Origin of the sequence: Ornithinimicrobium sp., from assembly GCF_051004135.1 — a bacterium.
In the GTDB taxonomy this organism is placed as follows: Bacteria; Actinomycetota; Actinomycetes; order Actinomycetales; family Dermatophilaceae; genus Ornithinicoccus.
This window is the reverse complement of sequence record NZ_JBPCKQ010000004.1, coordinates 1-22257: the sequence shown is the minus strand read 5'-3', so window position 1 is coordinate 22257 and position 22257 is coordinate 1. Positions and strand designations below refer to the sequence as shown.

The window sequence follows — 22257 nt, the reverse complement described above, 5'->3', positions numbered from 1 at the left end:
CGTCGGTGTCGATCGACGACATCTCTGCTGGGTGGGGATCTCGGCGATGTCGACCAGCGAGCAGGTCGATGCCCTCAGGGGTGCGGCTGAGACTGTTGTAGTGACTGACGGTGAAGTTGCCCAACGGGTGCGCCAGAAGCGCCCCGCTCTCCGCGATTCGCAACTGCCGTCGCGGCTACGCGGTGGCAGTGGTGACCCCTGCGGCGGTGCCGGTCGACGCCAGGTGCGCACGCAGGACCGGCACGAGCGCGACCGCATACCTTCGCAGAACGGTGCCGTGCCGGATCCTCTTCACTCTCCCGCGCCCAGCCGGTCGAGGGCTGCGCGGGCCTTTGGTGCGTGCAGGGGGGAGAAGTGCGGGTTGGTGGCCAGCGCAGCCTTCAGGTGGGTCCGGGCCTCAGCGTCCATTCCCAGCTCGGCCTCGATCATGCCCCGGTGGTAGAGGAATGTGGCGTTGGGTCCCTCCAGTTTGGTGGCCTTGATGGCATAGCCCAGGGCCTGCTCGTTGCGGCCTGCACTGTGCAGGGCCCAGGCCATCGCGTCGGCGGCGTCGACATTGTGGCGCAGCTTCCATTCCCGTTGCGCGTGCTGCACCGCCGCTTTGGGGTCGCCGCGCTCGGCCGCCACCAGGGCCGAGGTCAGGTCGTCCTGGACACCGTTGGCCTCGAACAGCGCTTGCGCGGCATCCAGGACCGAGAACTGGGCATCGGCCGCCTCGGTGAGCCCCAGCGATTCCAGGTAGGTGGCGTACTCGAAGAGGTAGTCCGGTAGCGGGCGAGCAGCGACCACACGCTCGTATGCTGCCACCGCCTGGTCCTGCTCACCGCGGGCTGCAAGCACACGCGCCTGACCCGCCAGCAGCGTCGGGTCGTTCGGGACGGCCTCCAGTCCGGTCTGGAACTGATGTCCCGCCTCGACCAGGTCGCCACCGGTGAAGGCGAGCTGGCCCAGGTAGTAGCGGCAGAAGGCGGTGTCCGCCGGTGAGAAGGCGCCGCGTAGGGCCAGCTCCAGAGCCTGGCGGGCCCGGTCGCGCTGCCCGTGCAGCTCCAGGTCGTAGGAGGCTCTGGTGTAGGCGGGTAGGCCGGGGCGCAGATCCAGCATCTGCTGCACGGCCGCGGTGGACCCCTCGTAGTCCCCCAGCTGGACCAGGGAGTCAGCCAGCACCCCCCAGGAGGTGGAGTTGGCCGGGTTGACCTGCTGGGCCTGGCGGGCCCAGTCGGCCCCAGCGGCGAACTCGTGCCGGGCGTTGGCCAGCGCACCCAGGGCGGTCAGCGCGTCGTCATTGCCTTCCTTGAGCAGTCCCAGTGACTTGTCCAGGGCACCCTGCGCCTTCGGGTAGTAGGACGGGTCGGCGCTGACCCGGGCCGCCTCGACGTAAGCCCCACCGAGCTGGGCCCACAGCTCGTCGTCGTCCTCTCGTTCCTTCAGCTGATCCTGCAGGCCGGCGATGCTGCGGGCCAGCGGATCATCCGCCGGTGCGGCCGAGGCCGCGACCGGCTCGGGTGAGGCCGAGCTGCCGTCGGGCCCCAGCAGCGGTCCGATGAGCAGAGTGCCGGCGAGCAGGACGGCGCCAGCCCCCAGCGAGACCTGGGCGGCAGAGCGCCTCATCCCTGGGCTGCCTTCTTGGTCAACATCGGATCCAGCCGCGCGGTGACCACATAGTTGTCCAGGTAGGAGTGTGCGTTGACGTCGAAGTCCCCCGTGCAGGTGATCAGCACCAACTCAGAGGACTTGCGGTTGCGGTACACCTCGTCGGTCGGCAGGGCGTTCTTGGGGTACTGCTGGAAGTCATAGACCGTGAACACCGCGGTGCTGCCGTCGGTGCGCTGGACACGCACCTCATCGCCGACCCGCAACTGGTTGAGCTCGTAGAAGACGGCGGGGCCCTCCTGGTCATCGACGTGCCCGACGATGAGGGCCGGCGGCCCGCTGACATCGCCTGGGTAGGCACCGCCGGTGTACCACCCGGCCTTACTGGCGTCCTTGGGCACCTGCAGGCTGTTGTCAGCCGCCAGACCCAGCTTGACCAGGTTGGACTCCACACCGATCGCGGGGATCTGCACCCGCACCGGCGGCACGTGCAGCATGCCCCGGTCAGCAGGCGGGGTGACCGGCGGCAAGGCTCCGCGACTGGCGGAGACCGGCTCGACCGCCACCGGCTCCGGTACCTCCTGAGCCACGGGCGCGCCGGCCACCGTGGTGATGGGGTCGGTCTCGACGTCACCGCCGCTCGGCGGGAAGGGCTGCGCGGGGGCGGCGTAGGGTGCGGCCTCTGCCGCGGCACGCCCGGCCTGCGCCGTGCTCTCGGTGCCGATGCGGTAGCCGAGGAACATTGAGACGGTCAACGCCAGGGCGGCCATGCCGGTAGCCACCATGATCATGGACCAGGACTCCCCCACAACCGCCGTGGCCGATGACGCCCGATGTCGCGGGCCGTCGTCCTGGTCTATCACGGGTCACTCTCCTTTGGTGCGGTGCTGATCGAAGGGGGCGGGTTTGCGGCCCGCCCCCTTCGACCTGTCTAGCAGGTGATGCTGATCAGGCCACAGCGCCCGGCCCGGTGGGGGCCAGCCGCTCGCGGCGACCGCGCAGCAGCGAGCCTGCGCCGACACCCATCAGGACCAGCGAGCCGGCCCCGGTGAGCAGGACCCAGCTGGGCAGCCCGTTGTCGGTCGCCGTGCCACCGAACCCGGTCGAGACCCCGCCACCTGGCATGGTCGAACCCTCCTCGCCCTGGTTGACCGCCGCCGTGTTGGGCAGTGCCAAGTACGGGAAGGTGTCACCGAAGGCGGCGGTGTTGTTGTCCACACCGTCACCGGTGGCCAGGGCCTGCACGAGCTCGCCGCTCTGCGCGGCGCCCATGATGGCCTGGATCTCGATGTCGACCACGTCGTCGGCCAGCCGGCGACCGTTGGGGAAGCCCTGCAGGTCTCCGGCGAGCACGCCGAGGCGGGAGGGCTCAGCGGTCGGCGGAACCGTCAGGTTCAACCGCAGCATCTCCGAGGGGACGAACGCGTCGGCCTCCACGTCACCGTTGAGCACCTGGGAGTTCAGATCGGCCTGGATCGGTCCGGTCGACTTCGCGATGCCGGTCAGGAAGATCTGCTGGATGTCCTCACGCGGCGTCTCCGGGGCGGGAATCCCGTAGATCGCCTCGATCAGCTGGGCCAGCTCAGGGTCCAGCACCTTGTCCAGCACGGCGCCGTCGGCGACGGTCGCGTCCTGGTCGGGGGTCAGCCCGTTGAAGGCGTCCTTCAGGCCCGCCGGGATGACGACCTCGTTGACCAACGGGTTACCCAAACGGGAAACCTGCACGTAGTCCCCCTCGGGGGTGGCCGCGCCCGGCTCCAAGGACAGGCTCTGCTTGGACGTGGTGCTCCAGACACCGACGACCGGGTTGGTGGCCGAGTCACCGCTCAGGGCGACCTCGTCGATCGGCACCTGCAGGGCGACCGAGTTGACGTTGTAGCCGGCCAGGGTGTCCACACCGGTCTCGGACAGGTCGCCGCCGTAGATCAGGTCGAAGACCCGCAGGTCAAGGAAGAACGGATCGTCGGCCTGGCCGGCGTAGGTCTGGCCGCCGCCCTCGCCATCAGTGATGGCCTCGTCCCGCAGCGCGGAGTAGTCCGGCATCGAGGCCGGGCCCACGTTGGACGGGGCCACCGGGCCGGAGGCGATCTCGGTCTCCTCCTCGCCGGCGATCTTGGTCAGCGTGAAGGACTGCTTGAACAGCAGGGTCTCGTCGCTGAGCGAGGTGACCGGGCCGTTGTTGTACAGGAACGTGTCGGTACCACGCTGGTCGTCGGTCGTGAACGTCCAGCGGTAGGTGATGTCCGGCAGCGCGTCACCGTTGCTGTCGATGTGGATGTCGTACCACGAGCCGTCCTCCCACGGGTAGAAGTTCGGCCCGCCGTTGGGCTCCGAGAACGGCGACCAGTTGGCGATCAGGGTGACCGTGCTGGGGTCGTCCGGGCTGACGAACGCATAGGTGTCGGTGTTGTCGTGGACCGGGTCGTCGGCGATGAGCGGGGCCTCCCGGTGGCTGGATGCCCCGGCCACGTTGGTCAGGCTCCCCACCAGGGCGACCGTCAGCAGAGCGGACCCGGTGGCCACCATGGCCTGGGCTGCGCGCTTGCGCGGCCGTCGAGCATTGTGCGGTGCAAACATGAACGTTCCTCTCGGTGTCGCCCCTTGTTCAGGGGACGCGAGTGTCAGGTTTAGACACGGTGGAAGAGTAGCGGCAATTTCCTGGAAATGTCTAGAGTGAGTCAGCCGAAACGGAGAGTTCGAGACCGTTGTTACCAAAACGTTACCGGCTTTGGGGCAGTAGCTCTTTGCCCTTTCCCGAGCATACTTGGCCAATTCTTTACCATGCCCAAAAAGAGGGGTTCGTAGCGAACCCCTTTCGTGGATTGGCGAGGCAACCCGCGCCGTCCACACCCCTGCCCGTGAACCGTACTTTTCCACAGGCGCCGCGCTGGGGCTGCCGCCGAGAGCCTGGCTGCCCCATCTTCGGACCATGACACACAACGCTGCCGGGCAGCCGGCACTCTGCAGTCCAGTGACGGACGTCAACGAGATCCACCTCGTCGGTCGGGTCACGGGTGCCCCGGTCGAGCGCGAGATGCCCAGCGGCGACCGCGTGGTCACACTGCGGATCACCCTCGATCGGCCCGCCCGGCCCACTGCTTCCCCGCCCGCTCGGCGCCGGGTCGACGCCGTCGACCTGGCGTGCTGGAGCGCGCCGACCCGGGAGGTAACCGAGCGGCTGGACCTCGGTGCTCGGCTCGAGGTCCACGGTGCCCTGCGCCGACGTTTCTACCGGGCCGGGTCCGTGACCCTGTCCCGCTACGAGGTGGAAGTCGAGCAGCTCACCCCGGTGTTGCCATAAGGTCGGCTGCATGGCCGACTTCACCCCCAGGGTCCTGCACACGAACGGCGATCGGCTCACCGCATACGACCACGGGGCCCACGTCGCCTCGTGGGTGCGGCACGGCGTGCCCGTCGTCTGGGTGAGCGAACGGTCTCATTATGAGACAGGTGTGGCCATCCGCGGGGGGATGCCGGTCTGCTGGCCGTGGTTCGCCGCCGGTCCCAGCGGTGAACTCAGCCCATCCCACGGCTTCCTGCGGACGACGTGCTGGCGCCTGCACGAGCAGACACCCAACTCCTTGCGGTGGCGGATCACACACGCTGACCTTCAGGGGGGTGAGGCCACCGAGCGCTTCCCGCACAACTTCGAGTGCGAGCTCGACGTGCGTCTCGACGAGGAGCTGAGGGTCTCGCTCACGGTCCGCAACAGCTCGGGCTCCCCCTTCGACTTCGAGGCTGCGCTGCACACCTACCTGCACGTCGCCGACGCCGAGGCGATCGCCATCAAGGGGCTCTCGGGCGTGGACTACCACGACAAGGTCAACGACGAGGACCAGGTCCAGGACGGGGACGTGCGGCTGACCGGCGAGACCGACCGGATCTACCACGCCCCCGGCCCGGTGACCGTGCACGACCCGGTGCTGGGCCGCGACCTGTCGGTGCACGCCGAGGGCACCACCGCGACCGTGATCTGGAACCCCTGGGCCGAGAAGGCTGGTGGCATGTCCGACATGTCGGACGACGAATGGCGACGTATGGTGTGCGTCGAGGCCGCTGCGCTCGGGCCCGGTCGGGTCCGTCTCGAGCCAGGTCAGGAGCACACGGTGAGCCAGCGGATCGGCGTAGCGCAGCGTCGTTGACCGTTGCCTGCACCTCCTTGACCTCCTTCCTTTCCCCGATCCAGGAGAATGCCTGCCCATGAGTTCCCGAACGACAACCGAGCCGGACGCGGCGGCTCAGACGGGCCACCAGCCGCCCGCCACCCCGGGCGCAAGCACCGACCCGCCCGGCGAGGCCGCACCCCTGACCAACGTCGGGCAGGACCGCGGCGGGGTCATCGGCTCCGGGCTGCGCAGCCTGGCCGCCTGGTCGCTGCGTTTCATCATCGTGCTGGTCGCGGCGGGCGTCCTGCTGTGGCTGGTCGGTCAGTTATGGGTCGGCGTCTTCCCGGTGGTGATGGCGGTGATCCTGACCACCGTGCTGTGGCCGGCCGCGCGTCTGCTGAGGCAGTGGGGGTGGCCCGACGGGCTTGCTGCAGCGGTGACGATGGTCGTCGGTCTGGGCCTGCTCACCGCGATCGGCGTGGCGATCGCCCCCTCGATCGCCGAGCAGAGCGGCCAGGTCGTCGACCGGGCCGGGGAGGGGCTGGTCGCGGTCGAGGAGTGGCTGGCCGGGCCGCCGTTCAACGTCGACAGCAGCCAGCTCAGCGACCTGGTCGACCGGGGACGGGAGTGGGTGCAGGGCCAGGCCGGGGGCATCGCCTCCGGGCTCTTCGTCGGTGTTGCGGCCGTCGGCTCGGCCGTGGTCACAACCCTGCTGGTGCTGGTGCTCACGTTCTTCTTCTTGAAGGACGGGTCGGCCTTCCTGCCGTGGCTGCGCTCGTTCGCCGGGCGGCGGGCGGGACTGCACCTGACCGAGGTGCTGTCGCGGGTGTGGAACACCGTGTCGGGGTTCATCCGCACGCAGGCTCTCGTCGGGCTCATCGACGCCGTGTTCATTGCTGCCGGACTGCTGATCTTCGGAGTGCCGCTGGCCTTCGCCCTGGCCATCCTCACCTTCTTCGGAGCCTTCATCCCGGTCGTCGGAGCGTTCATTGCCGGAGCCCTCGCCGTGCTCGTCGCCCTGGTCAGCAACGGCCCCGGGACAGCCCTGGCCATCTTCCTCATCGTGCTCGCCGTGCAACAGCTCGAGGGCAACGTGCTGCTGCCGGTGCTGCAGAGCAAGTCCATGGACCTGCACGCAGGCATCGTGCTGCTGGCGATCACCGTCGGCAGCACGCTGTTCGGGATCGTCGGTGCCTTCCTCGCTGTCCCGGTCGCTGCCAGCACGGTCGTGGTGCTGCGCTACATCAGCGAGCAGGTCGACCTGCGCACGGGCGATCGGGATGCCGCCCGGCTTCCGGTGGCCACCCCGGATGGCGCGGTGCTGGCCCGGCAGACCCAGGAGGAGGGCCGGGCCGAGCGGGTCAGCGACGTCGCAGCGGCCACCCCTGCCCCGGACCGGCAAGCCGCCGGCGCCCAGGTGGAGCTTGCGAGCGAGCCGGGACCGACCAGGGCCTCCCAGCGGGGCGCGATGCCCTGGTGGAAGGCCCTGTGGCGGCGGCTCTTCAAGTCGGGCTGAGGCCCGCTCGGCGTTAAGGAGCGCCGCAGGTGCTCAGCGGGTGGCGTCGTTCCAGGTGTCCTTGGCCTTCTCCCCCACCTGCTTGACGTTGGCCCCGGTCTCCTCCGACTTGCCCTCCGCCTGCATCTGCTCGTTGCCGCTCGCCTCGCCGGCGCTCTGCTTGCCCTTGCCCTTCATCTCGTCCGCCTTGTTGCTCATCTTGTCTCCGATACCCATGACGCCTCCTGCGTGTTGACCGGGCCCGGCGGACACTGGTGTGGCCACCTCGAACGATCCGGCGACTTTTCACTTTAGCCACCCCGTCGGCTGCGCGCGCGGTGTGCGAGGCTGACACTCATGACCCAGGGTGCGGGGCGGACCGACCTGTCGCAGGAGCGCAGTCGAGCTCACCAGCGGGCGTGGGGGTGGTACGACTGGGCCAACTCGGCCTACGTCACCACCACGAGCACCGTGCTGATCTCCCCCTATCTGACCGCGATCGCCCGGGCCGACGTGTGTCCGGACCTGGCCGAGGGCCAGCGGTGCGCCGAGAACCTGTCCGTGCTCGGCTTACCCATCGCCGTCGGCTCCCTTGCCCCCTATACGATCACGCTGGCCACCATCGTCTCGGCACTGGCACTGCTGTTCGTCGGAGCCATCGCCGACCGGACTCCCCGACCCACCCGGCTGCTCGGTGGGCTGGCCTGGGTCGGCTCGGCTGCTGCAATGAGCATGTTCTTCCTGGTCGGCACCAACTGGGAGCTGGGTGTGCTGCTGATCATCGTGGCCAACCTGTGCCTCGGCGCCTCGACGGTGGTGTATGACGCCCTGCTGGTGCGCATCGCCCACCCCGACGACCGGGACCGCGTCTCCTCCCGGGGCTGGGCGCTGGGCTACCTCGGTGGTGGGGTCCTGCTCGCGCTCAACCTCGGGCTGCTGCAGCTGCACGAGACCATCGGGGTCAGTCAGGGCATGGCGGTCCGGATCAGCCTGTTCTCGGCAGGCCTGTGGTGGGCGGTCTTCACCCTCATCCCGGTCATCGGCCTGCGCTCCATCCGAGGGACGACGCTGGAGCCGGTCGCTCGAGGTGCGGGCGTGGTCCGCGGGGCCTTCACCCAGCTGCGGGCCACCTTCGGTGAGATGCGGCTCTACCCGCAGACCCTGCTGTTCCTGGTGGCCTACCTGTTCTTCAACGACGGCATCCAGACCGTCATCTACTCGGCCAGCCTCTACGGCTCCGAGGAGCTGGGGTTCGAGTCCGGACAGCTCATCATCACCATCCTGGTGGTGCAGTTCGTCGCCTTCGGAGGTGCCCTCCTCTTCGGCAACCTGGCCGGCAGGTTCGGGGCCAAACGGACGGTGCTCAGCGGTCTGCTGATGTGGACGGCCGTGGTCGCCTTCGCCTTTGTGGTCCCGGCCGGGGCGTATGCCGTGTGGCTGGTCTGCGCGGTCTGCATCGGAGTGGTCCTCGGTGGCACGCAGGCGTTGTCGCGATCGATGTACAGCCAGCTGGTGCCCCAGGGGCGCGAGTCGGAGTTCTTCAGCTTCTACCAGGCCATGGAGCGCGGGACCAGCTGGCTGGGCACCCTGGCCTTCGGGCTGATCTTCCAGCTCACCGGGTCCTACCGCCCGGCAATCCTGGCGCTGATCGCCTTCTTCGTCGTCGGTGGACTTCTGCTGGCCAGGGTCGACATGCGCCGCGGGATCGCAGATGCCGGCAACGAACAGCCCGCCGTCGTCTGAGGCCTCCGCGACGACCGAGCCCGATCCTTCCGCTGGCCGATTCGTCGGCCAGCCGCTACATTTAGACGCTGTTCTACACCAGCGGGGTCGGGGCGACATCGTCGGTCGTCATCTTCGTGGACGTGGTCCGGTCGGTGACCGCCCGTCGAAGCGAGCACCGCGCTGGCCGGGAACACCTGACTCTGCGCATGCGTTGAGCAGTCGAGTTCTACCATCCGAACCGTGTCCGGGACACGAGGGGAGTGACACATGGCTGAGAGGTCATTGCGAGGCACCAACTTGAGTTGGCTGTCCTTCGAGAGTGATGAGGGCGTTACGTTCAGTGAGCGCACGATCACCCGTTACACCTGCCCTGAGGGGCACGTGAGTGAGCTGCCGTTCTCGGTCGAGGCCGACGTGCCCTCGGTCTGGGAGTGCCGGTGTGGCCTGGAGGCCAAGCTCAACGACGGCCCCGAGCAGGAGTCCAAGGCCACCAAGCACCAGCGGACCCACTGGGACATGCTGCTGGAGCGCCGCTCGGTTCCCGAGCTGGAAGAGCTGCTGGAGGAGCGGCTGAGCTTGCTGCGCGAGAAGCGCGGCGAGAAGCCCGCGCGCCGTCGGAGCGCCTGAACCTTCGATATGGGGCCCGCCGGAGTACTCCGGCGGGCCTTCTGTCGGTCAGCAGCGCCAGGCGAGTCATCGGTCGACAACCATGCCGAGGCGTTGTGTCACACTGCTGATCCGGGTGAGCCCGGGTGATCGTCCGGTGACTCCCCGGGCGCAGGGTCCTGCACGATCTCCCCTTCGACGACCTCGCCCGAGAAGCGCCGGCGCCGCTGCCCGGAACCTCGGGGGCTGCCCTCCCCGGAGTGCGTCGCCGGGCCGAGCAGGTGGCTGGCCACCACGGCTTGCAGCCAGACCCGGGTCAGGGGTCGCGTGAGCGGCAGCACCAGGAAGAGCCCGACGAGGTCGGTGAGGAAGCCCGGCGTCAGCAGCATGGTGCCGCCGACGAGCACAAGGGCGGCGTCGGTGAGCTCCTTCGCGGGTGGTTGGCCCCCCCGGACAGCGGTCTGCAGCGCCCGCCAGGTGCGACCACCCTCTCGTCGCACCAACCAGGCCCCCAGCACGCACATGGCCAGGAGCAGCCCGAATGTCCACCAGGGACCGATCTGCTGACCCACGAAGACGATCAGCACGATCTCGATCAGGGGCACCAGCAGCAACGCGGCGACGACCCATCGGCCGAAGCGCCGTCCGCGACGGGGGCCGGTAGGACCTACTCGGTCGCTCGATGCCATGACACCTCCCGGGTCAACCTGTCGGTCACCTGTCGTCGGCGCCGCTGCACACCCCACCATGTCACGCGCAGGAGGGCCTCGCGGACGATGTCACCCCCCATCTTGGAGGCCCCCACCTCCCGTTCCACGAACTCGATGGGCACCTCCGTCACGCACAAGCCGCTGTCGATGGCACGCAGGGTCAGGTCGACCTGGAAGCAGTACCCCTGGGAGGCCACGTCCTCCAGCCCCATGACCGCCAGCGCCGTCATCCGGTAGACCCGGAAGCCCGCGGTCGAGTCGCGCACCGGTATGCCGAGCAACAGACGGGTGTAGAGGTTGCCCCCCACGCTGAGCGCCCGTCGGTGCCAGGGCCAGTTGCGCACCGACCCGCCCGGGACCCACCGCGACCCGATCACCACGTCCGCGTCGCGTGCGGCCCGCAACAGACTCGGGAGCTCGACCGGCTGGTGCGAGCCGTCGGCGTCCATCTGCACGACGGTGTCGTAGCCCTGTGCCCGAGCCCACGCGAACCCGGCGAGGTAGGCGCGCCCCAGCCCGTGTTTGCCGCTGCGGTGCAGCACCCGGACCGCAGGATCCCGTGCGGCGACCTGCTCGGCCAGCTCGCCCGTCCCGTCCGGCGAGTCGTCGTCGATGACGAGCACATCGAGGTCGACGGCGTCGACCTGCGCGTGCAGCGCGTGCAGTAGCGCCGGCAGGGTCTCCCGCTCGTTGTAGGTCGGCACCAGGACACAGACCTTGCCCAGTGCTGCCGGGTGAGCAGTCGTCATACCGTCCCGCGCTCCCGGCGGCGAGTCCGCACGGTCCAGACCAGAGCCAGCGCGAGCATCCCTACCGCGGCGCTCTGGGGCCAGGCCCCGAGCCGCACGGCCGGGGTCAGCTCGGTGCGGCGCGGCACCGAGCCGCTGATGATGTCGCGGGTGAACAGCTCGGTCTGCTCGCTGGCCGAGCCGTCCGGCGCCACCAGGGCGCTGACCCCCACGGTGCTCGCGTGCACGATGGGCCGCCCTAGCGTGATCGCCATGACCCGCGAGGCCGCGAGCTGCTGCACGGACTCGTCGGTGAGACCGAAGGTCGCGTTGTTGGTCGGGATCGCCATCACCTCCGCACCGGCGCGGACGCTGTCCCGCATGACGTCGTCGATGACGACCTCGAAGCAGATGCCGATCCCCAACGGCAGCACTCCGTCGGCGGTGGGCACCTCGAGCAGGCCCACGCCGTCACCGGCCACGAAGTCACGGGGCACCAGGTCCACCTTCGTGGTGATCGCCCGGAAGAATCCCCGGTAGGGGATGTACTCCGCGAACGGTACCGGCCGCCGCTTCGTGTAGCGGTCCACCGGCGGCCCCTCCCCCGGCAGGTAGAGCAGGCTGACGTTGGAGACGTTGGCTCCCGGCTCCTCGAGCAGGCCGCCCACCACGACGGGGGCATCGATCGCCGTGACGGCGGCGGTGATGACATCTGCCGCGTCGGCATTGCGCAGTGGGTCGATGTCGGAGGCGTTCTCCGGCCAGAGCACCAGATCGGGCTGCGGGAGCTCGCCTGCTGCCACCTGCTCGGCGGCCGCCAGCGTGGTCTCGACGTGGTTGTCCAGCACCTGGCGACGCTGCGCGTTGAACTCCAGGGTCAGCTCGGGCACGTTGCCCTGGATGCCGAGCACCTGCACCGGCGTCCCGTCGACGGGCCGCGGCACCAGCATCGGGCCCAGCAGCAGCGTCACGGCGAGCAGCAACGCGCCACCGGCTCGCAGCGGACGACGGTCGCGCAGCCAGGCCTGCACCCCGAGGGCAAGCAGCGCTCCGACGAGAACAACGACGAAGCCGACCCCCGGGACCCCCAGCCAGCGGGCGACACCGACCACGGGCGAGTCTGCCTGGCTGAAGCCGAGCCGGGCCCACGGGAACCCACCGAAGGGCGTGGTCGCACGGGCCCACTCCGCGGCTACCCAGGCCAACGCCACAGCCAACGGCCGCACCCGGGCGGGGTCGCCACTGCGCTGCAGATATGCCGCAAGCCCACCGAACGCCGCGACGTAGAGCGCACTGAGAGTGGCCAGGGACAGCCACGGCAGCGCACCGACATAGATGCCCGACCAGGACAGCAACGGCACGAAGCAGGACAACCCCGCGACCAGGCCCAGCAGCACACCGCGGGCCGTGCTCACCCCACACAGAGCCCCGACGATCGCCCCGCTGCCCAGGATGGCCAGCGGCCACAGGTTCATCGAGGGGAAGGCCAACCACCAGGACAGTCCTGCGAGGACTGAGAAAAGCAGACGGGTCAGCACGCGGACACTGTAGGTGACCGCCGTGGGAGCTCACCTGAACGCAAGCGCGCCGAGTGAGCCGTGGCCCAGGCTCCGTTGGGGCCAGGACCGTGCCGACAGGGTGCCGACGCGGGCCCGTTGTCTACTGAGTGCCCGGGCCACGGCTTGTCCGTCGTCGCACGGTGGTGATGCCCCCGGAGCCAGGCCACGAGGGATCCCGTCACGGACCTACAGCCAACCTAGTCCGCCACCTCATGGTGTCAACGCCTCCCTGACCTGCAAGAACGCACAAACTGCCAGGTCAGAGGCTTGGTAAAGCAGGGGTAGGAATCAGGTCGGATCTGCTTTCTCTGGCGTGTCGCCGCGACGAGCCGACGTGCCGGGGTGGCCGCTAGGGTAGAAACAGCCCAGTGACCATCTCTCGGATATCCCCGGCCGCAGCACCCGTACCGCCTCCCTGGAAGCGAGGCGCCACGGCGCAGCGGGCGCTGCGCAGAATGTTTCAGCCGTTCTGGGTCGTGCCCGCCCTGTGGTGTGTCGGTGCCCTGCTGGCCGGAATCGTGCTGCCCGAGGTGGATGAGGCGTTGGCCGAGTACGTCCCCCTGCTTTTCCAGGCCGGCACGGACGGCGCGCGCACCTTCCTGTCCGCGATCGCCGGGGCGATGATCTCGATCACCGGTCTGGTCTTCTCCATCACCATCGTGGTCCTGCAGCTGGCCAGCAGCCAGTTCTCGCCCCGGGTGCTGCGCACCTATCTGAATCAACGGGTGCCCCAGTTCACCCTGGGGGTGTTCGCCGCTTCCTTCATCTAGGCGCTCACGGTGTTGCGCGCGGTCAGCGCATCTTCGAGCGCGGGCCAGGCCTCCGTGCCGCAGATCGCGGTGACCGTGTCGTTCCTGCTGGTGCTGGCCTCTGTTGGCATGTTCCTGGCCTTCATCCACCACATCACCCAGTCGATCTCCGTGGACACGATCATCAACACTGTCGGCAAGGAGGTCATGGGTCTGCTCAAGCGCAGTGACGCGAGCAGGACCTCCTCCCAGACCCAGGATCCTGGGCCACTGCCCTCGATGGGACTGCCCACAGTCGTCGGTACCGCCTCCTCCGGCTACCTCACCAATCTCAATCACTCGGCGCTGGTCGCGCTGGGCGCCGAGCACGATGTACGGATCGAGGTCCTGTATCCGCTCGGCACCTACCTGGCGCAGGGGACTCCGGTCGTGACCGTGCACGGCGGGGGGGATCACACCGGGACGGCCTGGTCGGGCGCCGTGCACGGCAAGGTCGACGTGTCCTGGCGGCGAACCACGGAGCAGGACCCCACCTTCGGGCTTCGCCAGCTCGTGGACATCGCCGAGCGGGCGCTGTCGCCCGGCGTCAACGATCCGACCACCGCCGTCCAGGTGCTCAATGAGCTGCACATCGTGCTGACGAGCATCGCGAAGAACGACGACGTCTACCCGGTGCACCAGGATGAGAACGACGTCGTACGGCTGGTCACCTCTGAGTGGTCTTTCGAGCAGTACCTCAGCCTGTGCATCGACGAGATCGCGCACTGGGGCGTCTCCGGTCTGCAGATCCCGTGCCGAATCGATGAGATTCTCAGCGACCTCGCGGTGGGAGCCACGGAGCCGCACCGGAAGACTATCGAGGCCAAGCGCGTCGAGGTCGCCCAGCGGGTTCGGGGCTCCTCCTAAGTGGACTGCTCGATGGTCGGCACCACCACGACCCCCTGGGCGGTCGTGGCCGGGACCGGCGGGTCCAGGGCGTCGGCTGCTGACTCCCCCCGGTGCGGGTTGCCGCGGGCGGTCACGAGCACCGAGAAGGCCATCTCCCGGCTGCGCCGGCCGACCCTGGTCAGCGTCGCGGTGATCTCCAGGCAGTCCCCCGCCCGGACCGGCGCGAGGAACTGCACGTCGCTGTAGGAGGCGAACAGCCCCTCGTCGCCGTCGGTGCGGATGCACAGCTCGGTGGCCACGTCGCCGAACAGTCCCAGGCTGTAGGCCCCGTCGACCAGGTCACCTGCGTAGTGCGCGTGCGAGGCGGGGACGTAGCGCCGGTGGGTCACGCTCATCCCCACCTTGGCGGGCGCGGCGGCCGAAGTCATAGGCGCTCCTTCGCGGTCAGCGAGTGCACGAGGTAGGAGGCTACCTCCGAGGGTGTGGTGCCTCGCCCGAAGATCCGGTCGACCCCGAGATCGGCAGCAGCGCTCTCGTCGAAGCGCGGGCCGCCGGCGACGAGCACGGGCACCTCCCCCTGCGGGTAGGCCTCCCGGAACGCGGCGGACATCTGACGGGTGTTGTGCAGGTGCGCGTCGCGTTGAGTGACCACCTGACTGACCAGCACGGCGTCGGCACCGGCATCCCGGGCTCGGTGGACCAGGTCCGGCACCAGCACCTGGGCACCGAGGTTGACCACCTGGATCTCGGTGTAGTACTCCAGCCCCTTCTCCCCGGCGAAACCCTTGATGTTGAGGATGGCATCGATGCCGACGGTGTGCGCGTCCGTGCCGATGCAGGCCCCCACGACCACGAGCGGGCGCCGCAGCACACGCTTGATGGTGGCGTTGACGTCCTTGGCGGCCAGCAGGGGGTAGTCACGCTCGACGACCTGGACGGCGGACAGGTCGACCAGGTGGGTTGCGCTGCCGTAGACGACGAAGAAGGTGTGTGCCTCACCCATCGCCGCGGCGTGCACCAGCATCGCGGGCGCCAGCCCCATCTTGGCCGCCAGCTGCAGGGCGGCCCCCTCGGCCCGCTTGTCGTGCGGCACCGGCAGGGTGAAGGAGACCTGCACCATGCCGTCGCCCGTGCTGTCGCCGTAGGGACGCACGATCTGGCTCACCGGGCACCTCCCCAGCCGTCGGCCTCCAGCAGCGCCAGCGCCGGGTTGTCGTAGTCGTCGGCCTTGCGCGCCACACCCTCCAGACCCTTGCCCTGGTCGGCGGGTCGCTTCATGTGCCCGAAGGTGCCGTCGGCGATGGCCTCGAGCAGGGGTGCCGACCCGCGCGGGGCGCGTTCGCTGGTGATCCGATCGAGCAGCTCCACCGCCTCGGCCAGGACCTGTCGGGCCCGTCGCTGGATGTAGCCGTCGGGGGGTGGCCGGAAGTCCTCGGTCAGCCCACCGGCAGCTCCCAGGACGTAACGCACGTTGTTCAGAGCCAGCCCCCGGTCGGACAGGAACGGCGTGACCACGGCCTCGGTCATCATGCCGACCAGCAGGATCGACTGTCCGGTCATCGCCCCGGCAAGGTTGAAGAACCCGTCAAGCAGGTAGCCCTTGAACACGTCGCCCGTCATGTGCTTGGTCGGTGGCATCCACTTCAGTGGTGCATCGGGGAACAGCTGTCGGGCCAGCAGCGCGTGCGCCAGCTCGGTCCGGAAGGAGTTGGGCAGGTCGGGGTTGATCTCGAAGGCGTGCCCAAGCCCTAGCTGCCAGTCGGCCAGCCCGGCCTCTTTGCCGAAGTACTCGTTCATCAGCTGCGAGACCGTGACCGTGTGCGCGGCCTCGATGGCGTCGGCGGTGGTCAGGTAGTTGTCCTCCCCGGTGTTGATCACGATGCCGGCGCGGGCGTGGATCTGGCGGGAGAATCGCTGGTCGACGAAGGTGCGGATGGGGTTGATGTCGCGGAAGAGGATGCCGTACATCGAGTCGTTGAGCATCATGTCCAACCGCTCCAGACCGGCCAGGGTGGCGATCTCCGGCATGCACAGCCCGGAGGCGTAGTTGGTCAGCCGGATGTAGCGGCCCAGCTCCCTGGACACCTCGTCCAGCGCCGCCCGCATCAGCGCGAAGTTCTGCTGCGTCGCGTAGGTGCCGGCGAAGCCCTCGCGGGTAGCGCCCTCGGGCACGTAGTCCAGCAGCGACTGCCCGGTGCTGCGGATCACCGCGATGATGTCGGCACCGTCGCGAGCCGCGGCCTTGGCCTGCGGGATGTCTTCGTAGATGTCGCCGGTGGCCACGATCAGATAGATCCACGGGCGTTGCGGCGGGTCGCCGTGCCGGGCGATCAGCCGGTCGCGGGCGCTCCGTTGCCGGTCGATTCGGCGCATGCCCGGACGCACGGCCGCGGTGGCGGCACGGGAGGCCCGGGACCGCTGCCCGCGTTGCTCCGGTATGCCGAAGGTCACCGCCCCGCTGGACGCCTTCTGTGCCAAGGTCAGCAGGTCTGGAGCCTTGTCGCGTCGCAGCGCCTCCCAGACCGGGACCGCCACCCCGTGCTCGAGCCCGGTCTGCTCGACCACGGCGTCGACCAGGTGGTTGACCCACGGCACGCGCTCGTGGTCGGCACCGCTCAGCCCGGCCAGGCGCAGCGTGGCCCGCTCCACGGACACGGTGGTGTGCGTGCGGGCGATGTCGACCACGGGTCGGCCCAGCCGACGCGCCAGGGTGCGCGCTCGCCGCAGGGTCTGCGGGTCCAGCTCGAGGCGGGGCGGGGGGGCGGGTGTGCTCACGGGGCGGTGGCTCCTTCGCGGTCGAACGCCAGGTGTCCGTCGATCACGGTGCGACGGCACACGGGCAGTGCCTCCCCCGGCTCCCCGGTGAGGGCCGGCAGTCGATCGGGGGTGAGCGGCCCCGTCCAACCGCTGCCCGACCCCGCGCCGGGGTCGTCCCAGATCACGTAGGTCGCGGGGCCACCCACGCGCAGTGTCCCGCCCTCCCGGTCGGCGAGGGCGTATCCGCCCCGAGTGTGTGCGGCGACCGCCTCGGCCACCGTGAGGCGCTGGTCGGGGTTGTGGTGGCCGAGCGCGGCGCGCACCCCGGCCCACGGGTCCAACGGGGTCACCGGGGAGTCCGAGCCCAGCGCGACCCGCACCCCGGCGTCGACCATGTCCCGCAGCGGCACGGCGGCCAGCGCCCGCGCCTCCCCCAGCCGAGCTGCATACATGCCCTCGGTGCCACCCCATGCGGCGTCGAACGCCGGCTGCATGCTGGCCCAGATGCCGAGGTCGGCCATCGTGGCAAGCACCTCGGGCGAGGGCAGCTCGACGTGCTCCCAGCGATGCCGCGCGGCCCGGATGGCCGCTACCCCCACGATCTGCGAGGCCGCCAGGAAGCCCTCGGCCATGGTGTCCAGCGCGGCGTCGCCGATGACGTGCCCGCCTGCCTGCAGACCGGCCCGGGTGCAGGCCACCACGTGGTCGCGGATCTCCGGGACGCTCAGGTAGCCGTAGCCGCGCTCCTGTGTGGGTCGGCCGTCGTCGTCCAAGTAGGGCTCGCGCAGGTGGGCCGTGCGCGAGCCGAAGGACCCGTCGGCGCACAGGTCGCCCGCCAGGCCGAGCACCCCCAGGTGCCGGGCCAGTTCGGCGGCCTGCTCCGGATCGTCCATCCGCAGACCCCAGTAGGCGACGGTGGCGGTGCGACCAGGCCGGCGGCCCGCGTCCAGCACGTGCTGCACGTCGTCGAAGGAGGTCATGTGCTCGGCGCCGGTCTCGTGCACCAGGCCCAGGCCGGTCTCGGCCGCCGCGCGCAGCGCGAGGTCCAGGTAGTGCTCGCGGTCCTGCACCGTCATCCCGGAGGTGAACGCGTTGGTCACCGCGGTGAACGCCTCCCGGGTCACCACGCCGTGGCCGTCCCAGCCGTCGAGCCCGTGCACCCGGCCCACGGCCGCCATCGCCGAGGACACGCTGGCCGAGTGGGCGTCGACGCGCGGCATGTAGACCACCCCGCCGTAGGTGGCACGGTCCAGCTCGGTGGCGGTCACGGCACGCCGCTCGACCCACCGGGTCTCGTCCCAGGAGTGGGCATAGATCGGACGGCCCCGGGTATGCCGTGCGGCCGACTCGATCAGGCGCAGCACCTCCCCCACGGAGCGGGTGCCGGACAGGTCGATCCCGTCCAGGCCCTGGCCGGTCATCGTCAGGTGCACGTGGGCGTCGCAGAACGCGGGGGTGACCAGCGCCCCCTGGACGTCGAGCACCTCGTCCACGTCGTCGGTGCCGTCACCCCATGCCTGCGTCCGGGCCGTGTCGCCGATCCAGACGATGCGCTCACCTTCGGTCAGCAGAGCGCCGGCCCTGCCGTCCTGGTCCAGGTCGGTGCCGGTATGCAGGGTGGCGTTGCGGATCAGGGTCCGCGCGGGGTGGCTCATGGTGCCCCAGTGTGCTCGTCGGCCAGTCGCGCCTCGAACAGGGCCCGGACGTCGGCCTCCTCCCGCAGCAGCGTCAGCGCGTAGTCGGCGTGACCGGGCGCGTAGCCGTTGCCCACCAGCATGGTCACGTCGGCCGCCAGCCCCTCGGCCCCGAGCGCGGCCGCGGCGAACTGGGTGGCCATCGAGAAGAAGACGATCGTGCCTCCCTGGGCGGTGGCCAGGATCGCCGGCTGCTCGCACCCGGGCACGTCCACACACACCACGGTGACGTCGGCCGGTCCCCCGGCGGCGACCACGGCGTCGTGCAGGGCCAGCGGGGCTCGGGCGTCCGCCACCACCACGACCTCGGCCAAGGTGGTGTCGCGCAGTGCCTGCGCCTCGCCCTCGCTCCGCACCACCGCGATGCGGCGACCGGCCCCGACGCGGCCCGCCGCCGCGAGAGACAGCGACCCCGACTTGCCCGCCCCCCCGAGCACCAGGACGGTCGGCGCTCGACCGGTGCGCTCGGCATACTCACCGACCACGCGGGAGACCAACGCGGGGGCACCGCACACGTCCATCACCATCAGCGCCAGCTCGGGGTCGAGGTCCTCGGGCAGGCGGGCTGCGATGGAGCGTCCGAACAGGATGGCGTGCCCGGCAGCGGGCACCCGCTCCCCCAGCCCGTCCCAGCGGCGCAGTCCGTCGGTGATCCGCAACGGCGTCAGCGAGAGCGAGACCAGGGTGGCGACGTGGTCGCCGACCCGCAGACCGAGCGGACTGTGCGGTCCTACCTCGGCCACGGTGCCGATCAGCATGCCCCCGGAGCCCGTGACCGGGTTCTGCATCTTGCCGCGGGCACGCACGATGTCGAGCACCTCGGCGCGGACCGCAGCCCCGTCAACCGGGGTGTCCTCACCGTTGACGCACCGGTGGCTCACGGCGAGCTGGTGGTAGGAGGCCGCGTCGAGGTTGAGCAACTCGACGTCGATGCGCACCTCGTCCTCGCCGACCCGTGGGTCGTCGTCGAGTCGCTGCGCGGTCTGCGGCAGCGTCACGGAGGCGCCCGAGGGCTCCAGCACCCGATGCAACCCGTAGGGCGACGTAACCGGCATACATCCTCCATAATCGACACGCAGCAGCAGATCGTCCCGCAATACCTCGCTTTCGCGGGAAGGTGTCCGTAGCATGTCACCTATGACCGCAAAGATCGAGCAACCCTACCGGTATCAGCAGTGTGAGGTCGTGGAGCCCGACTGGACCCGCTACCCGGGGTGGCGGGAGGTGACCGAGCAGGAGTGGTCCGATGTGCAGTGGCAGCGGGCGCACTGCGTCAAGAACGTCGGCCAGCTGCGTGGCGTGATGGGCGACCTGCTGACCGATGACTTCTATGCCGACCTGCAGCGGGACCAGGCCGAGCGGGCGACCATGTCGATGCTGCTGCCTCCCCAGATGCTCAACACCATGGTCAGCGAGATGACGTGGGGGCGGTTCGGCGACCCGGGGCGGATGCCCGTCGCAGGCGCGGAGTTCACCGCCGCCTTCTACGCCGACCCGGTGCGGCGCTACATGCTGCCGGTCTTCTCCGACCGGCGCACCGACTGGCCCTCCCACCCCTACGCCACCCGTGACTCACTGCACGAGCACGACATGTGGGTCGCCGAGGGTCTGACCCACCGCTATCCCACCAAGGTGCTCGCCGAGCTGCTGCCGACCTGCCCGCAGTACTGCGGGCACTGCACACGGATGGACCTGGTCGGCAACTCCACGCCTACGGTGCTCAAGCTCAAGCTGGCCGGCAAGCCGGCCGACCGGCACGAGGCGATGCTGAACTACCTGCGCGCCACCCCCGGGGTGCGCGACGTGGTCGTCTCCGGTGGCGACGTCGCCAACATGCCGTGGAAGAGCCTGGAGTCCTTCCTGGACCGGCTGCTCGACATCGACACGATCAGGGACGTCCGGTTGGCGACCAAGGCGCTGATGGGGCTGCCGCAGCACTGGCTTGTGCCGGAGACGGTGGAGGGCGTGGCCCGGGTGTCGGCCAAGGCCCGCTCGCGGGGCGCCGGTCTGGCGATCCACACCCACGTCAACAGTGCCCAGTCCGTGACCCCGCTGGTGGCACAGGCGTCCCGGGCGATGCTGGAGGCGGGCGTGCGCGATGTGCGCAACCAAGGGGTGCTGATGCGCGGGGTCAACGACACGACGCACGACCTGCTCGACCTGTGCTTCGCGCTGTCCGACGGTGCCTCAGTGACGCCCTACTACTTCTACATGTGCGACATGATCCCCTTCGCCGAGCACTGGCGAGTCTCCCTGGCACACGCGCAGCATCTGCAGCACGCGATGATGGGCTACCTGCCCGGCTTCGCAACCCCGCGGATCGTCTGCGACGTGCCCTTCGTCGGCAAGCGATGGGTGCACCAGGTCGACACCTACGATACCGAGCGCGGCATCTCCTACTGGCGCAAGAACTACCGCACCTCGATCGAGTCCGAGAACGTCGACGTCACCAGCGCCGAGTACGCGTACTACGACCCCATCGACACCCTGCCCTCATCAGGTCAGGACTGGTGGCGCGAGCACGGTGCCGGCGCCGACAGCGCGGCTCTGCATCAGGCCGCCGTGACACAGGCCGCCACCAGCCGTCAGGCCTCGGTCGACCAGCTCGTGCACTGAGGGCCGCCGCGCGGCTCTAGAGTCCGGGGATGAGCCCGGCAACCACCGACTCCAGCCTTCCTGGCCTCGAGTCGGCGATGGCACAGACCTGGCCCGCTGTGGAGTAGCAGCGCCTCGGTGGGTGGGTTCTCCGCGCGTCGGGGGGCTTCACCAACCGGGCCAACGCCGCGCTGACCTCCGCCGATCCGGGTCGGCCCGTCGAGGCCGCGATGGACGCGGCCGCTGCCTGGTATGCCGAACGCGAGCTGCCATTAAGGATCGTGCGGACGGGTCCGGTCGGCTTCGACGTCCGTCGGCGGGTGGATCCGGTGGTCGAGGCTGCCCTGGACCGGGGATGTCGGGCACACAGTGCGGCGCACGTCATGGTGGCGCCTACGGCCCGAGTCCTGCAGCGATGCTCCGAGGTCGACCTCGGACCGGTCAACCTCGCCACGGCGCTTCCTCCTCGGTGGCTCACGGCATACGGTCGCAGTCGCGCCCTCATGCCTGGCGCGAGCGAAGAGGTGCTCACAGGGTCGCCGGCCCAGATCTTCGCCTGGTCGGGGGCGCCTGAGGAGGACGGCGATGTGTGGGCTATCGGGCGTCTGGGGATCGCAGACGGATGGGGTGGACTCGCGGCGGTGTGGGTGGATCCTGCCCGTCGACGCAGTGGGGCCGGACGACTGATCACCGCGGCGCTGGTCCGTGCGGCGACGCAGGGTGGGATAAGGCGGCTGCACCTGCAGGTCGAAGTCGACAACGGGGCTGCGATCGCGCTCTACAAGGCTCTCGGCTTCGAGCGGCATCACGACTACGTCTACCTCACCGCACCGCAGCACTGACACTTCGAGACCCTGGTTCCCGGATTCCCCACCCTCAGATCTCTTCTGGCACCTGCTGTCCACACCCCGTGCCTGCTCGTCCTGTTGTCCACAGGGCACGGTCTGACGGGGCGGGTATGTCAGACGTGTGTTCTAGGTTGGTGGGTATCGAGATGACCTCGTTGTTCGCGGGGTGACCAGGGTTTGGCTGATCGGTGAGGAGGGTGAGGGCGG

The 22257-nt window shown here is 69.6% G+C and carries 18 protein-coding genes and 2 pseudogenes; 8 read left to right on the top strand and 12 right to left on the bottom strand.

The window, feature by feature from the left end:
* Window positions 1-291: 291 nt before the first annotated feature.
* The 3 genes from ACR2FV_RS00195 to ACR2FV_RS00185 all read right to left on the bottom strand — a co-directional run bounded on the left by ACR2FV_RS00195 (window position 292) and on the right by ACR2FV_RS00185 (window position 4167).
* The gene (locus ACR2FV_RS00195) at window positions 292-1608 is read right to left on the bottom strand and encodes a tetratricopeptide repeat protein (protein ID WP_434013713.1); all 1317 of its coding nucleotides are present in this window, start codon (window positions 1606-1608) and stop codon (window positions 292-294) included.
* The gene (locus tag ACR2FV_RS00190; RefSeq protein WP_434013712.1) at window positions 1605-2453 is read right to left on the bottom strand and encodes a class F sortase; all 849 of its coding nucleotides are present in this window, start codon (window positions 2451-2453) and stop codon (window positions 1605-1607) included. Before ACR2FV_RS00190 ends, ACR2FV_RS00195 begins: the two co-directional genes overlap by 4 nt.
* An 85-nt stretch (window positions 2454-2538) precedes the next feature.
* Entirely contained in the window at window positions 2539-4167 is a 1629-nt protein-coding gene (locus tag ACR2FV_RS00185; protein ID WP_434013711.1) for a DUF4331 domain-containing protein, read from the bottom strand.
* A 352-nt stretch (window positions 4168-4519) separates the two neighbouring features.
* Between ACR2FV_RS00185 and ACR2FV_RS00180 the strand changes: the two genes are divergently transcribed.
* Genes ACR2FV_RS00180 through ACR2FV_RS00170 form a run of 3 tightly spaced genes read left to right on the top strand, consistent with a single transcriptional unit; the run spans window position 4520 to window position 7212 of the window.
* Window positions 4520-4891: a single-stranded DNA-binding protein gene (locus ACR2FV_RS00180; protein WP_434013710.1), complete on the top strand. Its 372-nt coding sequence runs from the start codon at window positions 4520-4522 to the stop codon at window positions 4889-4891.
* 10 nt (window positions 4892-4901) lie between these two features.
* A complete protein-coding gene (locus ACR2FV_RS00175) occupies window positions 4902-5732 on the top strand; it encodes a D-hexose-6-phosphate mutarotase (protein WP_434013709.1) in 831 nt (276 codons plus the stop codon).
* A 58-nt stretch (window positions 5733-5790) separates the two neighbouring features.
* A complete protein-coding gene (locus ACR2FV_RS00170; protein ID WP_434013708.1) occupies window positions 5791-7212 on the top strand; it encodes an AI-2E family transporter in 1422 nt (473 codons plus the stop codon).
* A gap of 33 nt (window positions 7213-7245) precedes the next feature.
* On the opposite strand, the gene ACR2FV_RS00165 is transcribed toward ACR2FV_RS00170, so the two are convergent.
* The gene (locus ACR2FV_RS00165; protein WP_434013707.1) at window positions 7246-7428 is read right to left on the bottom strand and encodes a CsbD family protein; all 183 of its coding nucleotides are present in this window, start codon (window positions 7426-7428) and stop codon (window positions 7246-7248) included.
* 120 nt (window positions 7429-7548) lie between these two features.
* Between ACR2FV_RS00165 and ACR2FV_RS00160 the strand changes: the two genes are divergently transcribed.
* A complete protein-coding gene (locus tag ACR2FV_RS00160) occupies window positions 7549-8934 on the top strand; it encodes an MFS transporter (protein ID WP_434013706.1) in 1386 nt (461 codons plus the stop codon).
* A 249-nt stretch (window positions 8935-9183) separates the two neighbouring features.
* On the top strand, window positions 9184-9543 hold the full coding sequence (locus ACR2FV_RS00155; RefSeq protein ID WP_434013705.1) for an RNA polymerase-binding protein RbpA: 360 nt from the start codon (window positions 9184-9186) through the stop codon (window positions 9541-9543).
* A 98-nt stretch (window positions 9544-9641) separates the two neighbouring features.
* On the opposite strand, the gene ACR2FV_RS00150 is transcribed toward ACR2FV_RS00155, so the two are convergent.
* The 3 genes from ACR2FV_RS00150 to lnt are packed head-to-tail and all read right to left on the bottom strand — an operon-like array spanning window position 9642 to window position 12498.
* Window positions 9642-10211, bottom strand: a complete 570-nt coding sequence (locus ACR2FV_RS00150; RefSeq protein ID WP_434013704.1) for an FxsA family protein — start codon at window positions 10209-10211, stop codon at window positions 9642-9644.
* Window positions 10190-10981, bottom strand: coding sequence for a polyprenol monophosphomannose synthase (locus ACR2FV_RS00145; RefSeq protein WP_434013703.1), 792 nt, complete (start codon window positions 10979-10981; stop codon window positions 10190-10192). The genes ACR2FV_RS00150 and ACR2FV_RS00145 overlap by 22 nt, the downstream gene beginning before the upstream one ends.
* Entirely contained in the window at window positions 10978-12498 is a 1521-nt protein-coding gene (lnt, locus tag ACR2FV_RS00140; protein ID WP_434013702.1) for an apolipoprotein N-acyltransferase, read from the bottom strand. The genes ACR2FV_RS00145 and lnt overlap by 4 nt, the downstream gene beginning before the upstream one ends.
* 476 nt (window positions 12499-12974) lie before the next feature.
* Here lnt and ACR2FV_RS00135 point away from each other — a divergent pair.
* Window positions 12975-14174, top strand: a pseudogene (locus tag ACR2FV_RS00135) (DUF2254 domain-containing protein).
* Here the strand turns inward: ACR2FV_RS00135 and ACR2FV_RS00130 are convergent.
* Genes ACR2FV_RS00130 through ACR2FV_RS00110 form a run of 5 tightly spaced genes read right to left on the bottom strand, consistent with a single transcriptional unit; the run spans window position 14171 to window position 19662 of the window.
* On the bottom strand, window positions 14171-14584 hold the full coding sequence (locus ACR2FV_RS00130; protein ID WP_434013701.1) for a hotdog domain-containing protein: 414 nt from the start codon (window positions 14582-14584) through the stop codon (window positions 14171-14173). The pseudogene ACR2FV_RS00135 and the gene ACR2FV_RS00130 overlap by 4 nt on opposite strands.
* Window positions 14581-15321 (bottom strand): OAM dimerization domain-containing protein, encoded by a 741-nt coding sequence (locus ACR2FV_RS00125; protein WP_434013700.1) that lies wholly within the window; start codon window positions 15319-15321, stop codon window positions 14581-14583. The genes ACR2FV_RS00130 and ACR2FV_RS00125 overlap by 4 nt, the downstream gene beginning before the upstream one ends.
* A complete protein-coding gene (locus tag ACR2FV_RS00120) occupies window positions 15318-16931 on the bottom strand; it encodes a lysine 5,6-aminomutase subunit alpha (RefSeq protein ID WP_434013699.1) in 1614 nt (537 codons plus the stop codon). The genes ACR2FV_RS00125 and ACR2FV_RS00120 overlap by 4 nt, the downstream gene beginning before the upstream one ends.
* Window positions 16928-18568 (bottom strand): amidohydrolase, encoded by a 1641-nt coding sequence (locus ACR2FV_RS00115; RefSeq protein ID WP_434013698.1) that lies wholly within the window; start codon window positions 18566-18568, stop codon window positions 16928-16930. The genes ACR2FV_RS00120 and ACR2FV_RS00115 overlap by 4 nt, the downstream gene beginning before the upstream one ends.
* Entirely contained in the window at window positions 18565-19662 is a 1098-nt protein-coding gene (locus ACR2FV_RS00110) for an L-erythro-3,5-diaminohexanoate dehydrogenase (protein WP_434013697.1), read from the bottom strand. Before ACR2FV_RS00110 ends, ACR2FV_RS00115 begins: the two co-directional genes overlap by 4 nt.
* A gap of 82 nt (window positions 19663-19744) precedes the next feature.
* On the opposite strand from ACR2FV_RS00110, the gene ACR2FV_RS00105 reads away from it, so the two are divergent.
* Together ACR2FV_RS00105 and ACR2FV_RS00100 are read left to right on the top strand one after the other, a co-directional pair.
* Complete coding sequence (locus ACR2FV_RS00105; RefSeq protein ID WP_434013696.1) at window positions 19745-21223, top strand: KamA family radical SAM protein; 1479 nt, start codon at window positions 19745-19747, stop codon at window positions 21221-21223.
* Between the two features lie 122 nt (window positions 21224-21345).
* Window positions 21346-22044: pseudogene (locus ACR2FV_RS00100) on the top strand (GNAT family N-acetyltransferase); the annotation flags it as partial.
* Window positions 22045-22257: the final 213 nt, after the last annotated feature.

Bases quoted from the DNA above. Each gene is read 5' to 3' on its own strand.
- ACR2FV_RS00145 (WP_434013703.1), bottom strand. From the start codon at position 10,981: ATGACGACTGCTCACCCGGCAGCACTGGGCAAGGTCTGTGTCCTGGTG.
- ACR2FV_RS00180 (WP_434013710.1), top strand. From the start codon at position 4,520: ATGACACACAACGCTGCCGGGCAGCCGGCACTCTGCAGTCCAGTGACG.
- ACR2FV_RS00170 (WP_434013708.1), top strand. From the start codon at position 5,791: ATGAGTTCCCGAACGACAACCGAGCCGGACGCGGCGGCTCAGACGGGC.
- ACR2FV_RS00155 (WP_434013705.1), top strand. From the start codon at position 9,184: ATGGCTGAGAGGTCATTGCGAGGCACCAACTTGAGTTGGCTGTCCTTC.
- ACR2FV_RS00165 (WP_434013707.1), bottom strand. From the start codon at position 7,428: ATGGGTATCGGAGACAAGATGAGCAACAAGGCGGACGAGATGAAGGGC.
- ACR2FV_RS00195 (WP_434013713.1), bottom strand. From the start codon at position 1,608: ATGAGGCGCTCTGCCGCCCAGGTCTCGCTGGGGGCTGGCGCCGTCCTG.
- ACR2FV_RS00110 (WP_434013697.1), bottom strand. From the start codon at position 19,662: ATGCCGGTTACGTCGCCCTACGGGTTGCATCGGGTGCTGGAGCCCTCG.
- ACR2FV_RS00130 (WP_434013701.1), bottom strand. From the start codon at position 14,584: ATGACTTCGGCCGCCGCGCCCGCCAAGGTGGGGATGAGCGTGACCCAC.
- ACR2FV_RS00105 (WP_434013696.1), top strand. From the start codon at position 19,745: ATGACCGCAAAGATCGAGCAACCCTACCGGTATCAGCAGTGTGAGGTC.
- ACR2FV_RS00185 (WP_434013711.1), bottom strand. From the start codon at position 4,167: ATGTTTGCACCGCACAATGCTCGACGGCCGCGCAAGCGCGCAGCCCAG.
- ACR2FV_RS00175 (WP_434013709.1), top strand. From the start codon at position 4,902: ATGGCCGACTTCACCCCCAGGGTCCTGCACACGAACGGCGATCGGCTC.
- ACR2FV_RS00115 (WP_434013698.1), bottom strand. From the start codon at position 18,568: ATGAGCCACCCCGCGCGGACCCTGATCCGCAACGCCACCCTGCATACC.
- ACR2FV_RS00160 (WP_434013706.1), top strand. From the start codon at position 7,549: ATGACCCAGGGTGCGGGGCGGACCGACCTGTCGCAGGAGCGCAGTCGA.
- ACR2FV_RS00150 (WP_434013704.1), bottom strand. From the start codon at position 10,211: ATGGCATCGAGCGACCGAGTAGGTCCTACCGGCCCCCGTCGCGGACGG.